Here is a 13,315-nt window from a genome sequence, read left to right as displayed (position 1 = left end):
CTCATCGGCCCTCCGGGCAAAAAGTCCGAAGGTACCGGGTTGCGGAAATTCGAAATGCGTTTCGGGCCGGCGCCTGACACAACACTGAGCCCGCTACGTGGCTCGATTACGCCGATCCCGAGGTGGCTCCAATACGCCGATCATCGAGTGGCCCGATTGCGCCGATCATGCACTGGCTCGATTGCGGCGAACATCCGGTGGCTCGATTACGCCGATCCCGGAATGGCTCGAATATGCCGGTCAGTGACACCCGGCTACCGCTGCAAATGGCATGGCTCACTTCAGAATCAAGACGTTGATCGCTTGATCGTCGGGGTGTTTCCCGATTTGTTACGCGGGCGCGTGGGCGTATGCGCGGACATGGCGTGGCACGCGCATATGCAGGGGTGTAGGTGGCGCGCGCACGAGAGTCCACATCTGCCGGAGCTATCGCCCCGGATGCCTTGATCGTTTTCCGCTGACAAATGCGGGGTAGAGCGCTGTTTCCGTGTCGGAGATGCCATAGGCTGGAAAATCGACACCAGAAGCGACCGCGATCTGGCGAGGTCCTGACGATGAGGACGGGAACATGGATACTCCGGCTGAACACGAAAAAGAGACCGCCGACGCGGGCACCGCGATTTTCGACGTGCAGATCCGTCTTCGACCTGACGAGAAGTCTTCGGACGCCACCACTTCGGACGGCGTCACTTCGGTCTCACTGCGACAAGAGTTCTGGGAGCGGCTCCGTAGGATACACGGCTATTCCGGCGCTGAAGCTAGCTTAGCTTCGGAATATGAAGACAGACTGCGGGGCGACTTTGCCCGGAACTTAACGTATGATATTCATCGATACGTGTTCGCCAAGAGTGGGCTGCGCCTGTCTGAGCGTGTCAACGTCGGGCGTAATTTCCCCCAGTGGGGAGTATCTATCCGGCGCTGACAGAGCGTGTAAGAGTCCACATGACGCATATGCGATACGGCAGCCTCCTGTTCGGCCTCGGCATCTACGGCTTGGATCAAGTTGCGCGGTTGCTGGATCAGAATTTCGACACGTTTGTTGCCGTGACGGAGGGGCTTATCTATTCCAATCTCCGTGACCACTTTGGACTGGACGCCGACGCGGCCGAAATTACGATTCACAGCACCCCGGAAGCTCGTGGGGAATGGGACTCTGTGGGGTGCGGCGCAGGAGACGGCCCGCAATTGACAGGAGTTCGAAGTGCCCCGGCGCCGGACGAAGTCGCTCCCTCGAAAGAAAAAATTAACCGTATCGAGTACTTCAGCAGGCTAGTGCTGTCTGGCGTCAACTACAACCGCCGCCGACGACAACTAAAATTGCCGCCCTATGCTGCTACCGAGGCTGACGCTGTCGGCTTCGCGCCGGCAGCCTTTGCCCGATAGCTTTCAACGCTCATCAGGTCGAGAACGACACTGTGATGGACGACGCGGTCGATGGCCGCGAGCGTGGTCATCGGATCCTTAAAGATGCGCTCCCACTCCGAGAACACGAGGTTTGTCGTGATTATATGGAATTGAGGGGTTTTTCTACCTTTGTTTCTTCCTTTTTGAGGCGGTGAGCCGGTCGGGTGTCGGTACCCCTCGAGGTGCCGAAGCAGACGATCGACGGCTTCTTGGTCACCTTCGATTGCCGCGCGTTCGTCATCGGTGAGAGGAATTTCCTGCAACATTCGGATCATGCCCGTCTTCGAAGAGAGCAAGTCGGCCCGGGACGAATCCTTCGGAACGTAGAAGTCGCAACGCGCACACGCCATGCGATGTGGACATTGATCGAAGAACTCATATGAGCACAACCCGTGACCAAGGTCGTAGTATCTCCACGGCTGCTCCGTGTGCCCGTCGTCGATCGTCTGCCGGTCAATGAGTACTTCCATCATTCGCAAGTTGCGCTGGAAGTACTGTGCTTCAGAATAAGCTCTGGCCAGCTTTGTGGGCGTGAACGCGACGTAACGCTGGGTCGTTGCTGGCGACCGATGACCGAGCCACGCTTGCAGTTCGAACAGGGACATCGGTTCCCGCGCGTTAAAGAGCTGGCTCGCGATGGTCGAGCGTGCCCTGTGGCTGCTGATCTGTCCGCGGGCATCCGCGCAAGGAATACCTGCCTTCCGGCAAAGCAAGGGAATGAGATGTCGGTTCAGGTACGCGTGTGGTATCGCCCTTGCACGATACGAGAAGAGGAAGTCAACCTGCTCTCCGGTTTTGACGTCGAGCGCAGCGGGTTGTACGGGACGTACTCGCTCCCACGCCGAGATTGCTTCGCCGACGATCGAATCAATCGGTTTGGTAAATGCAGTTCCGGTCTTGTGAACCGGAACGTCAAGCATCCGGCATTGTGTACCTGGTTGCCCTATTGATGGTTCTTCACGTACACAGCCAACTCGTAGCCGTACAATCTCATCGCTACGTAGTCCGGCGAAGAGCCATACGATACTCAACGCCTGCAGCATCTCAAGCGGATAATAGCCGCCGGCGCGACGAATGCTCCCGGTCGGATGGCGGCGCCCCGTCGCGTTACCGCCGTGTCCGGGGAGATCATCGAGAGTCAGATTCAGCCCGGCCCAGAGAAGCTTGGCCCACAAGTCGTCAGCAATGGTACGGGGCGCGGGTCCTATCAATGCCTTGGTGGAGCGAGGCGTCGCAAAGGCTCGAAACGGATCAAAGCGGCGAGGAATCCATTCCCACTCCTGAAGATCGGCGAAGAAGCATCGCATCGCGCCGAGGAAAGCGTTCTTCGATCGTGCCGTTATTGGTTTGCCGAGCTTCTTGGCAACCGAGGTAGTCTTCCAGACGTAATCACCGACATGCATGCGCTCAACCGCACCAATATATTCTGCCGCCAGTTCCCGGGTCCATTGATCCGCTCGGGTGATCTCAGGATGGGAAGCTGTCAACCACCGGCCAGCCTTCAGGACCATATCCCGAAGATGGCGGCGACTAGACGCCGTCAAGGTGCTGGTTGCCTCCCACCGTTCGATCAGGCTGACCCAGTCAGTGGCAATGCCTGAGACCCTTGCCACATAAATCGATTCCCTGTCGATTCCATTGCGCATTGAGAGTTCTTCCGCAAGTATCCCCAGTGAAGCCAGGACGCGTGCGAGCTGGAAGTACAGGGAGCTTCGATAGTTAGAGTTGTGAAAGCGTGCGCGAACGGAGGCGATGAGCTCACTGGTCAGCGCTTCAAGTTCCGGTTGCTGCTGCACAAGCAGTAGTTCCGCCAACAGGCTCATCAGAGATTTGCAAGGGCTACGATAGCCCCATGCAGCGGACACCTCCGTGACGCGTTGTAGTGTGCCTGCGAGCCGTTCCCTGCCAAAGATCTTCTCTGCCAGTGTGACCCGCTTCACCTCCCCCAGGTCAGGAATGTCGTTAAAGCAACGCAGCAGGTACGCTACCGCAATCAAGGCGTGACGCTCGCCACCGGCGTGCGGTTTGGGAAGGTGGGCTGCGAAGAAGGCTGCCTGCGTTGTTCCAAGAACCATGTGCCATGTGGCGGCATCCCAGGCCCAGAAGGATTGATGCCGAATTGCGCAATGCTGCAGCAGCATCAGTCTCACGCGATCGTCGTAAAGATGCGTGCCATCAACAGCCGCGAGCGCGTCGTCGATCGGCGCAAGTAGACGATCAAGGCGCGACAGTCTTCCAAGCATCGCTCCTATCTTGCGTTCGTTGGCAACGGCGAGTGGAAGGTCCTGTGTCAGCACCTTCTGCTCGCTCGCGGTCAACCGGCTTCTCCGGTCATAGTTCGTGATATCGATCGGCCACGTCCATGTAGATGTGCCAGCGACAGTTGGGGCGAGGGCCGCTTTGGACGAAGCCATCATGGTCGCTCTGCTACCGGGACGGACCCGAGCGCTTCAAGACGCCACGCGTGAACATGGCGCATGGTCGTTGCAAACCGGTCCGCGAGGTCATGCCCTGACAGATGCACATATTGCCGCGTCGTTTCCAGATTCTGGTGACCAGCGAATCGGGCAATCTCATGCAGTTGCCAGCCCGCGCGAGCAAGATCCGTTAAACAAAGATGACGCAACGTATGCGTTGAAAACGCCGGAACGCCAGCACGAATCGCGATAGAACGAACTACCTTCGACCATGTCCACATGCTGATTGGGGCGGCGTAGTTGCGTGGCGATTCCGAGAGAAAGAGTTCGGTGCCATCGCCGCCCACGCTTCGTCGGTGTCGAAGATAATCGCGGAGCAGTTCGCCGGATGTCGCAGAATATGGCACCACGCGTTCTCGATGCCCCTTGGTCGTCTCCGCCCTGATGCGCAGCAGCCGATAGGCGGGATCGATATCGCTGCTCCGAAGCTGGCACAGTTCCTCCCGACGAAGTGCCGCGTCATAGGCAAGCGCCAACATGCATCGATTACGCTTCGGCTCGTTGCGGACCACAGCCAGCAGGGCCACCCACTGCGCCTCTGTTGGAATCCACGGCAGCTTGTGAAACTTCTGGATGAGGCCTCGCTCACGACGCGCTCCGAAGCGACTGGATGCCGTATAGCGGCCACGGCTTACCGGATTGGTTCTGACGAGCCCCTCATCGACAAGAAACTCGAATAGCAGTCGGACTGCGGTGAGCCGCTGCTGCAGCGTTGCGTTTGACAGGAAACCGCCCGAGTCGATGCGCACCACATTCGCATTTACTCGCCTTGGCTGCGTCCTCAGTTCGCCGACATACTGGGCGATAGTCTCGCGTGACACGCTGCGCAGATCAACGGAGCGGCTCACGGCAAAGCGAAGGAAGCCTTCTATAGCGTACATGTAGGCCTTGATCGTATTCCTAGCTAGGCCGAGCATCACGCAACTCTCTATCCAGCGGCGAGCGCAAGAGTTCGAGGCGATGAGTGGATACCGTTCCCAGACCAGTTCGACGACCGCACTGTCTGAAGCCATGAATTGCTCCTCGCGAAGCGGATGCTTGCTCGTCAGTAAACGACGTTTCAAAACAAGCGCCCGAAACCGACATCGCCTTCGGCACGGGTTACCCACCGGGCCGCTCGCCTCTTGCTTTAGAGAAGCGGGCGGCGGCCCCGTGGATAACCCTGCGAAATCCGTATCTACCTCGCACACCAACCGACAGAAAAGCGGGTCTACCGTAACACAGGTTCAATTCCAAATAACTTATACCAACCTGAGCTTCGCTGAGTGGGCCAGTGTGTTTGGAGATGCAAAGATGACGACGGCGCTGCTCGACCGGCTTACGCACCATTGCCATATTGTAGAAACAGGCAACGATAGCTACCGTTTCAGAAACGGCACGACACAACCGAAGAAGGAGAGAAAGAAGACCCAAATACCCACTGAATAACCCACAAAGCTGCTCCAACGGGTGGGTCAGAATTCAATGCAATTCGTGGGTCAGGATTCGGTGCAAATCAACAGCGTGGTGGACGCCAGCGGCAAAGTGTTCGGCTACGAAGATCTGTACGTCATGGACGGTGCGGTCATTCCGCGCGCGTTAGGGCTGAATCCGTCGCGTACGATCGCCGCATTGGCCGAGCGTAATGTGGCGTTGCTGATCGCAAAGGCTGGAGGTGCATGGGCCGCAAACCGGAAGCAGCCCCCTTCGAAACCTGCCTGAGAACCAGCGATTGGCCGAGGTGCATTTCCTGCGGCCCGTTGATCCAACACTTAAGGATGCAGCGACTGGGCTGCCTGGTGGATGGCTTTGCGAATACGGGGAAACGTGCCACAGCGACATGCGATACCCTTCATGGCCTCGTCGATATCGCAGTCGGCCGGATGGCGATGACAATAAAGCAACGCGGTTGCGGCGACCAGTTGCGCGCTTTGACAATAGCCGCACTGCACGACATCGCATTCGATCCAGGCTTTCTTCAGCGCGCGAGCTTCCGGAGTATCCAGTCCTTCAATGGTGACGACTTCCGCCTTGTCGAGCGCGCATATGGGTATCTGGCAAGCCTGAAAAGGTATGTTATCGATCAAGACCGTGCAGGCGCCGCAAACGCCAATACCGCAGCCGAATTTGGTTCCTGTCAGTTTTGGTTCGAGTTCGCATCGCAGTGCCCAGAGCAGGGGAGTTTCTGGGGCAGAATGCATGCCAACGGTTTTTCCGTTAATACGGACTGACACCATATATCACCTCCGGAAGGCTCTGGCGGATCAAACAGTGGAAGGTGCCGAACCCGGTTCCCCGTGAGTGCGAAAAGCGCATTCGCTACGGCTGGCGCAATGGGCGGTGTACCCGCTTCGCCGACACCTTGTGGTTCAGTGCCGCACTGAAGCACTTTTGTGTGAATCTCAGGGCAGTTCGACATATTGACGAGAGGGAAGTCAGAAAAATACTTCTGCTGAACCTGGCCGTTCACGATGCTGATTCGTTGCTGCAAGGCGGCGGACAGCCCGAAAATGATGCCGCTCTCCATTTGCTGCTCGACGAGATTCGGATTGATCGCGACGCCGCAATCGATCACGCAGTAGACTCGCGTGACCCGGAAACTATCTCCAGACTTCTGCACCTCAGCGACCTGTGCGACCACACTGCCAAATGCTTCGTGCATCGCCAGGCCTCTGGCAGTTGTTCCATCACCCGTCGGTCGGCTCTGCCACCTGGAAAAATCCATGAGCGTTCGCAGTACATAGGCGTGTCGCTTGTGTTCCGGCTTCGTCAGCATGTCGAGCCGAAACTGAAAGGGATCCCTGTGTGCGGCTGCCGCCATCTCATCGATAAAGCTCTCGACAAAGAACGCATGAAGAGAATGCCCAACCGAGCGCCAGTTACCCACGGGTATCGGCAGCGTCACCGTATTGTGCGTGACCGCAATGTTCGGGCATTCGTACGGCTGATCGAACGCGCCCTCTGCGTTCGTGGTGTCGGTGACCATCTCTGCGACCAACGCTGGGATGCCGAACGCGCGGGGCAGCGCTTGCGCACTGATCGACTGGCTGGCCGACTGGTTCTTCCACGCAATCAGCTTGCCGTCTGCATCCAGCGCACCCGTGAATTGCGAGACACACGCGGGGCGATAGAAGTCGTGCGTCGTATCCTGTGCACGCGGCCAGATGGTCTGCACGGGACGTCCGTTTGCATGGCGCGCGATTGCCACCGCCTGCACGATATAGTCGACTTCGAGCCGGCGGCCAAATCCGCCGCCGATCAGGCACGGATGCACCTGCACCTTGTCTTCATTCAGGCCAAGGAACTTTGCCACGGCCTTGCGCGCCGCCATCGGGATCTGCGTGGATACCCAGATCGACGCTCCGCATTCGTTCACCTGGGCGGTACAGTTGATGGGTTCCAGCGTCGCATGCGCGAGGTACGGCGCCTCATACTGCATTTTGAGCGGTTTCGACTGTTTCAATTTTGTTTCGACGTCACCGGTCGAATAGAAGTACTGGGGTTGGGCGCCGCCTTCGATGGCCTTGATCAAGGCTACACTGATGTCTACATCGCTGACGTCTTTTGCCGGACCATGATCCCATGTGTACGACAACTCGCAGAGCGTGCGCATGGCGATGTACGGGTTATCGGCAATGACCGCGACTCCGCCGGTGCCGCCGTGGTAGGGATCAACCGTGAAGATGTCATGTATGCCCTCGGTGTTCTTCACATTCGAACTACCGTGTGTGATTGCGATTCCGCCGAGCGTTGGGCACATCTTGACGCTCGCGTATAGCAGGTCATCTGGGTGTGCATCGATCCCGAACTGCGCCGACCCATCGATTTTCGCAGGTGCCTCGAACCGGTTCCGCCGCTGGCCGATAATCGTGAACTTCGATCTATCCTTGAGCGTGACGTGCGTGGGTGGATGCTCGAGCTTCGCTTTGTCGACGAGCTCGCCAAACGTCGCCGAGTTTTTCGATCCCCAGACAACGTGGCCCGCGTGCGCTTCGCATTCGCCAACCGGTGCCCCCCACGCCTTTGCCGCCGCGCTGCAAAGCATCGCGCGAGCGGACGCACCGGCCTCGCGCATCGGTTCCCAAAGGTCGGCGATGCTCGTCGAACCGCCCGTCACCATCGTGCCGCCTAAAAGCGTAAGAAGCCGCGCGAGATCCTCTTCGCCCTGCGCTTGCCAGCTGTGATCCTCGGGGCGAAGAGGAAGTGCGCGCGCGAGGCTTACGCGGTTTCTATATAGCGCCTCTATGCGAGCATCGGCGAGCCGGACCTGGGACCAGTCCGCTCCGAGTTCGTCTGCCAGCAACATCGCCGCGCCGGTGTGGATGCCTTGCCCCATCTCGGCCTTGCTCATGACGATCGTGACGTTGTTGGCGCGATCGATCATTACCCAGCCGTTGAGCTTCACATTGCTACCGGGCGTCTCGATGGTTTTCCCCGCACACCTTTCCTCACGTGCTTGCGATACCGACCATCCGATTGCGAGCACGCTCATTCCCGCCAAACTCGCACCGCCGATAAGAAAGGTTCTCCGCGCCAGCATGACATCGTCCATCGAATGTTCTTACAGCGTATGGAGGTCGGACAGGGCCGAAGCCCGGAATATTTTCAGCATCTTGCATGGTTAGCGATCGAGATACGAGCTTCGAGAAACTGCATAAAAACGTGTATTTATCTCCTTCCTGAATCACCTATATTAGTCACGGGATGCGGCGATTGCGAATCCGAAATGCAGCAGGAAATTGTAGCGATCGCTGAAAACGGACTAGTCAGCAGTAGATCGAAGGAAGGTATGCAAACAGGAGAAAAACTCTCCTCGCGCAGCCTTGAGCAAGCCACTCACCGGGAGGTGGTAAATGCTGATCGAAGAAATCCATGCGCTGGTTGCCGGTTTATCCGCACCGTGGAAGAGCATGCTGCGACAGCATGGTCTCGATCTCTCATCGGTGGACTCGCCTCAGCGCACTGCCGAGGTGCTGAGCGAGAAACTCAATATCGACTGGCAAGATCCGCGCGTTCAGGATCTTTGCCGAAGCACCGAACGCGCGATAGAACCGGGTGACCCCGCACGCAGCCTGCTTTATCACCTGCTCGCGCTTTCGGAATGTCCTTCGCCCGATGGCGGCGTCAGTCTGGAAGATATCGAACTGCTCGAAAACTATCTTTACTCGCTCGCACCCTTGCCTTCCGACTGGACGACGCTCGATGTCGCCGTGCTTGCCTACCAGTATCGTCCCGCCCGGCGCACGGGGCATCAGCAGCATGCGGACATGGTGTTCTCGCGGCTCGGCATCGCGCGAAACGGCGATACAGAAGCGCACTACGACGCGAACATTCGCTGCTTCGTGCCGCACGTCAAGAAGGAGCACAAAGATGAGAGAAAGGAAGAGGCAAAGGATGAGATCGAGATTGAGACCGAGCATGTCCGTGTATTGCCTGCGCGCTATGGTGCATTCCTCGTCAGGCGAGTATCGGGACCGGACGGGCTCTCGCTGATCGAAGGCGAGCAACGCGGCGACGCGCACCGTGCATTCATTCAGCCGGTTCGCAAACTGTTTTCCAGAGAATTCCTGCCCGGGATGACGTTGGCTCTGGACTACGGTCATGCTCATAGCGGGGAAAAGCTCAAGCGCGCAGTGTTGGCGCGATGGGGTATCTCTCCCGACCCATCGGGAAACCTCGACCATCCGCCTTATTCGATCGTTTGCCGGTTACCGGACACGGCGCCTTCAGCGACTCCGGGTGCGGCGTCGATCACGCTCAAACGCTGCGGAGATAGCGTGCTGTTGATGCCTGCGGCCCGGCCCTTGATCGAACCCGTCACCTCGGCGAATTACGCCATCAAGGGCTTCCCGGTGCCGGCCCAATGGCCCTTCTTCTTCAGCATCATCAACCGGCGCTATACCACGCTGCGCCTGTTCACCAATTTTCGGAATCTGATTCTTGCCGGCATTGCGGAACTTCGCGAGCAGCATTTTCCGAATCTATTCAAGCAATGGGTGCAATTGCAGTTTCCCGAGCCTCGCAATACGCCCGAATTTGTGAACATCCGCCATATGAGGGACGAAAACGGGACGTACACCGATATGCGTACGCATCCGATTCGTCATTCGGCGTTTCTTAAAAAGGTAGTCAAAGGCGGGTATGACGCGCAGATGTTTCTCGATCACTGCCTCGAAGGCGCAGTCACGGTCAGAATCAAGGGATTGCCGAATGAGCGCGTATTACCGGCCTTTTCGATCGTCGCTGCACCGGACTTTTTCCCCTATGCGGATCAAGCCGAATTGCAACGCTGGTTCGACGAAGAGCATATCGATCCCAAGACCCAGTTCAGGAACGGCTCGCCTTTGTCGCTTAGCGCGGAACGGCTTTCCGTCAATCCGGCGCACGTTGATTCGTTCAGTCTGAAGCCGGCGTTCTCGAACAGGGAAGATACGATTTCCGTTTCGTTCAGCCTTTTACCTCGCGCACCCAGAGAGAGCCACACGAAGGCGAAGCCGCCGCGCATCGTGTCTTTCCTGTCAGATGCTTCGTCGGGCGTATTCGCGCCGGGCTGGGACGTGACTTACGCGGGTGATCACGGTAAGGGCATCTATCTGGCGACGTTCGGCCTGGGTAGTCCATTTGCAGAGGACATCAAGCTGTGCGCAGCTTCGAACAGTTTCTGGCCCGCCGTCAGCCCGGATGCATCGCGGACCTTCAACCGCAGCGACGCGCCAACGGCCATCCCGATGCTGGACTGCGAACTGGGTTTTCATCCGCAACATCCCCTGGTGACAAGCGGGGTTCTCCATGACAGCCGCACGGGATGGGATGGCGAGCACGGTCCCTTCCTCACGCCCGAAGGTATGGTTGACTACGCGGATATCGATCGCTCGGACTACGTCGCGAACGCCCTGGCTGGGAAGATGCTGTACGGGGCCTTCGAGCATGTCGACGCAGTCGAGCTCATTCGCAGGATCAAGGCGCTACGCCTTGCCGTGGCGGCGTGCGATCCGGGGCAGACTCCCGCAACGACTCAATTGTGGCTCGTATCAGCAAGTGAGTTGGAGCATCAGGCTGGCACGCACAAACGCTATCGGTTTCTGTTTGTCCTCCCCGAAGATGGCGCGAAGCCGGGCCAGCACGTGCCCGGTCGCTTGCGCATTCGCTACGGCGAAGCTGTTCGTTGCGAAGCGACCGAATCGCAACTGGTCGGGAACATTCAACGATGCGCGCCGGGTCCCAAGGCGCTTCGTCTTTATTGAACCGATGAGTCCGTGTGACGTGCTGGTAATTGGCGATGGACCTGCCGGATGTGCGGCTGCAATTGTCGCCGCCGATGCGGGATGCGAGGTCATGCTGTTGGGCCGCGGTGTGTCGCTTGCCGCACCGGAATGTGTATCGAGCAACGCGTTGAGTTTGCTCAAGCTGCTGGCGCCCGCGATAATTACGCAGCCGGATACATGGCTCGACGCGGATTCCGGTTTCACCGGGGGGCGAGCGGTTGTACGGAGCCGGCTCGACGAGGGTTTGCGCATTGCCGTGAAGAAGGCTGGAGTCAACCATGCGCGCACGCGCGTCGATCCGATGTTGCCTCGCATCGAAAACGGACGCGTCGTCGGCGTGGGATTCGGAACTGCCGAACAAAGAGCGCGCATCGTCATCGACGCAAGCGGAATCAACGGTTGCCTGCGCCGCGGGCTGGCGCTCGGTGAGTCCGTCGACTCGGCACCCATCTGGCTACGTCGCGGCTTCGCGAGCGGCTGTTTGCCGCAAAACGATGCCTTATGGCAGATCGCGCAAGATGGCTGGCTCTGGCTACGACCGACATCAACCCAGATCATCTGGACTTCCTTGTCCGCGCGACGGTGCAAGCCTGTCACATTGCGTCCGGGAATTTCCGCGATTGGCACCGTATGGCAGCAATGCAGCCGCTGGCGACATCTTGATCAGGCGGCCGGCCCCGGTTATTTCGTCTGCGGCGACGCCGCAGGGTATCTCGATCCAGCGTCAGGAGATGGCCTCCGGTTTGCGATCGAATCCGGCATGCGAGCGGCGACTCTTGCCGCAGATGTATTAAAGCGTCCCGGCAGATCAAGCCTTGCCGCTGCGCTCTATTGCGATTGGGCTTTGCAGGAGTATCTGGTGATGAAAGTGGCGCTGCAGCAAGTCTATAGCCGCGCAAATCTTGATATCTGGTGCAGCCACCACGACAACATGGCCACAATTCCGAACATGCGGATCGCCAGTTAGCCGCCGCCACAGAACCGGGCCGTGAACGTCGGAAAAAGCGGGGTAGCGGGCGCGTGAATGGCTGACTAAGCCCGGAGGCGTAAGGCAGAAGATGACCGCCCCGACCCGATTGCTGACTTGTGCGGCTGGCGCTTTCATGATGTAGCGGCACATCGCCCGGGGAGATTGGACACGGCGCCGTGCCAGCGTCCGGCTCCGCTGACAGGCCCTCGATCCCGATCGCACGGATTGCCGTCGCCCATAGCATCGCCACGGGTTGTTGCGTCGGCAATCGAAAGCGTGGCTTCCATTTCATCGCGCAACTAACCGTCTTCGCCACCAGTAGCCCGTAACCGCCGGTTCCCGGCGCATCCGGTCAGCGGGGCGCCATCGCTATACAGGCTTATCCATAAAGAGAGAGATCAAATCATTCCCGCGATCTCCAGTTCGACAATCAACGCCATCGTCAAGTCTCAATCATCATCGTTCTCTTCGTCGTGGTTTATTTTCGTCCTCACCGTAAATATGCCCTTGTCCACATACCCTTGATCTTGCAGGTAGAAGTCTCCCATGTCGGTCCGAATCGCTTTTGAAGCTGGAGACGGGCATACGGTCGCGTTGGCGGGATAAGCTACTGCGCACGCAGAGACGTATCCCGTCAAAAGAGTAGGGTCTGTGAGGTTCGCCGACAGTGTACTTGTGAACGAATAGAGATTTTGTTGTTGGGTGTCTGCTAGTGCCGCAACGATCTGGTCAGCATGACCATAGCCATTATTGGTAAGACAATTTGCCAGATTATAAACGCCAACGTTGCACGCCAGAGAGATTGGATAAGTGGGTCCGACGGCGAATGAGCCGAATCCGACGACGCCGTTCGTCGTGTCATAGCGGACGTAGATCTGCCCGGGGAGAATATGTGCGACCAGCTTCTTTGCGTCATGAAACAGCGTGACCGTTGCTTCGCCGCGGTAATTCCGATAGACAATTGCACCCGCTTCTGTATCTATGACAACATCTCTTGTATCTGACTTGAAATCAATTTCGATCTTCGCCTGAGAAAACGCCTGCGATCCGATCTTTCCGTCAGTGACAGCGTAGAGGGTGTATGTAACGGGTTCCGCAAGCGCGATTTCATCGACTGACAGACCTAACGCGAGCGCAAATGCAATTGCTTGAAGCGTGTTCACGTCTCCTCCCGAATTGAAAGCAGGATCGTGTCAGTACACGGTGCGATTCGCCGGTTC

The 13,315-nt window shown here is 58.1% G+C and carries 10 protein-coding genes and 1 pseudogene; 6 read left to right on the top strand and 5 right to left on the bottom strand.

The genetic code is table 11. The annotated features are described in order from the left end of the window. Positions 1 to 568 precede the first annotated feature (568 nt). Both M3I56_RS36680 and M3I56_RS36675 read left to right on the top strand, forming a co-directional pair. Positions 569 to 922 carry a hypothetical protein gene (locus M3I56_RS36680; protein WP_254358141.1) on the top strand — a complete coding sequence of 118 codons (354 nt, stop codon included), beginning with the start codon at positions 569 to 571 and terminating at the stop codon, positions 920 to 922. Between the two features lie 20 nt (positions 923 to 942). Next, positions 943 to 1,383: a hypothetical protein gene (locus M3I56_RS36675; RefSeq protein ID WP_254358140.1), complete on the top strand. Its 441-nt coding sequence runs from the start codon at positions 943 to 945 to the stop codon at positions 1,381 to 1,383. On the opposite strand, the gene M3I56_RS41235 is transcribed toward M3I56_RS36675, so the two are convergent. Further along, positions 1,326 to 3,821, bottom strand: a complete 2,496-nt coding sequence (locus M3I56_RS41235; protein WP_302057150.1) for a tyrosine-type recombinase/integrase — start codon at positions 3,819 to 3,821, stop codon at positions 1,326 to 1,328. The genes M3I56_RS36675 and M3I56_RS41235 overlap by 58 nt on opposite strands. Continuing rightward, complete coding sequence (locus tag M3I56_RS36660) at positions 3,818 to 4,894, bottom strand: tyrosine-type recombinase/integrase (protein ID WP_254358139.1); 1,077 nt, start codon at positions 4,892 to 4,894, stop codon at positions 3,818 to 3,820. The genes M3I56_RS41235 and M3I56_RS36660 overlap by 4 nt, the downstream gene beginning before the upstream one ends. A 223-nt stretch (positions 4,895 to 5,117) precedes the next feature. Between M3I56_RS36660 and M3I56_RS36655 the strand changes: the two are divergent. Further along, positions 5,118 to 5,309: pseudogene (locus M3I56_RS36655) on the top strand (ATP-binding protein); the annotation flags it as partial. A 36-nt stretch (positions 5,310 to 5,345) separates the two neighbouring features. Further along, positions 5,346 to 5,582 (top strand): GMC oxidoreductase, encoded by a 237-nt coding sequence (locus M3I56_RS41230; protein ID WP_375541858.1) that lies wholly within the window; start codon positions 5,346 to 5,348, stop codon positions 5,580 to 5,582. A 50-nt stretch (positions 5,583 to 5,632) separates the two neighbouring features. On the opposite strand, the gene M3I56_RS36645 is transcribed toward M3I56_RS41230, so the two are convergent. After that, positions 5,633 to 6,097 carry a (2Fe-2S)-binding protein gene (locus M3I56_RS36645; protein ID WP_254358138.1) on the bottom strand — a complete coding sequence of 155 codons (465 nt, stop codon included), beginning with the start codon at positions 6,095 to 6,097 and terminating at the stop codon, positions 5,633 to 5,635. After that, the gene (locus M3I56_RS36640) at positions 5,998 to 8,400 is read right to left on the bottom strand and encodes a molybdopterin cofactor-binding domain-containing protein (RefSeq protein ID WP_254358142.1); all 2,403 of its coding nucleotides are present in this window, start codon (positions 8,398 to 8,400) and stop codon (positions 5,998 to 6,000) included. Before M3I56_RS36640 ends, M3I56_RS36645 begins: the two co-directional genes overlap by 100 nt. A 313-nt stretch (positions 8,401 to 8,713) precedes the next feature. On the opposite strand from M3I56_RS36640, the gene M3I56_RS36635 reads away from it, so the two are divergent. Next, a complete protein-coding gene (locus tag M3I56_RS36635) occupies positions 8,714 to 11,104 on the top strand; it encodes a hypothetical protein (protein WP_254358137.1) in 2,391 nt (796 codons plus the stop codon). Positions 11,105 to 11,123: 19 nt separating this feature from the next. Then, positions 11,124 to 12,092 (top strand): hypothetical protein, encoded by a 969-nt coding sequence (locus M3I56_RS41225; protein ID WP_309249207.1) that lies wholly within the window; start codon positions 11,124 to 11,126, stop codon positions 12,090 to 12,092. A 452-nt stretch (positions 12,093 to 12,544) separates the two neighbouring features. Here M3I56_RS41225 and M3I56_RS36625 read toward each other — a convergent pair whose 3' ends face one another. Further along, entirely contained in the window at positions 12,545 to 13,258 is a 714-nt protein-coding gene (locus M3I56_RS36625) for a hypothetical protein (RefSeq protein ID WP_254358136.1), read from the bottom strand. Positions 13,259 to 13,315 lie beyond the last annotated feature (57 nt).

It is taken from the genome of Paraburkholderia sp. CNPSo 3281, assembly GCF_024206515.1.
GTDB classification, from domain to species: domain Bacteria; phylum Pseudomonadota; class Gammaproteobacteria; order Burkholderiales; family Burkholderiaceae; genus Paraburkholderia; species Paraburkholderia nodosa.
Note: the sequence above shows the minus strand (reverse complement) of the source record. Positions and strands in the feature narration are given on the sequence as shown.

Excerpts from the sequence above, each read along its gene's own strand:
- M3I56_RS41230 (WP_375541858.1), top strand. The coding sequence starts at position 5,346 with ATGCAATTCGTGGGTCAGGATTCGGTGCAAATCAACAGCGTGGTGGAC.
- M3I56_RS36680 (WP_254358141.1), top strand. The coding sequence starts at position 569 with ATGGATACTCCGGCTGAACACGAAAAAGAGACCGCCGACGCGGGCACC.
- M3I56_RS36675 (WP_254358140.1), top strand. The coding sequence starts at position 943 with ATGACGCATATGCGATACGGCAGCCTCCTGTTCGGCCTCGGCATCTAC.
- M3I56_RS36660 (WP_254358139.1), bottom strand. The coding sequence starts at position 4,894 with ATGGCTTCAGACAGTGCGGTCGTCGAACTGGTCTGGGAACGGTATCCA.
- M3I56_RS36645 (WP_254358138.1), bottom strand. The coding sequence starts at position 6,097 with ATGGTGTCAGTCCGTATTAACGGAAAAACCGTTGGCATGCATTCTGCC.
- M3I56_RS36635 (WP_254358137.1), top strand. The coding sequence starts at position 8,714 with ATGCTGATCGAAGAAATCCATGCGCTGGTTGCCGGTTTATCCGCACCG.
- M3I56_RS36640 (WP_254358142.1), bottom strand. The coding sequence starts at position 8,400 with ATGCTGGCGCGGAGAACCTTTCTTATCGGCGGTGCGAGTTTGGCGGGA.
- M3I56_RS41235 (WP_302057150.1), bottom strand. The coding sequence starts at position 3,821 with ATGATGGCTTCGTCCAAAGCGGCCCTCGCCCCAACTGTCGCTGGCACA.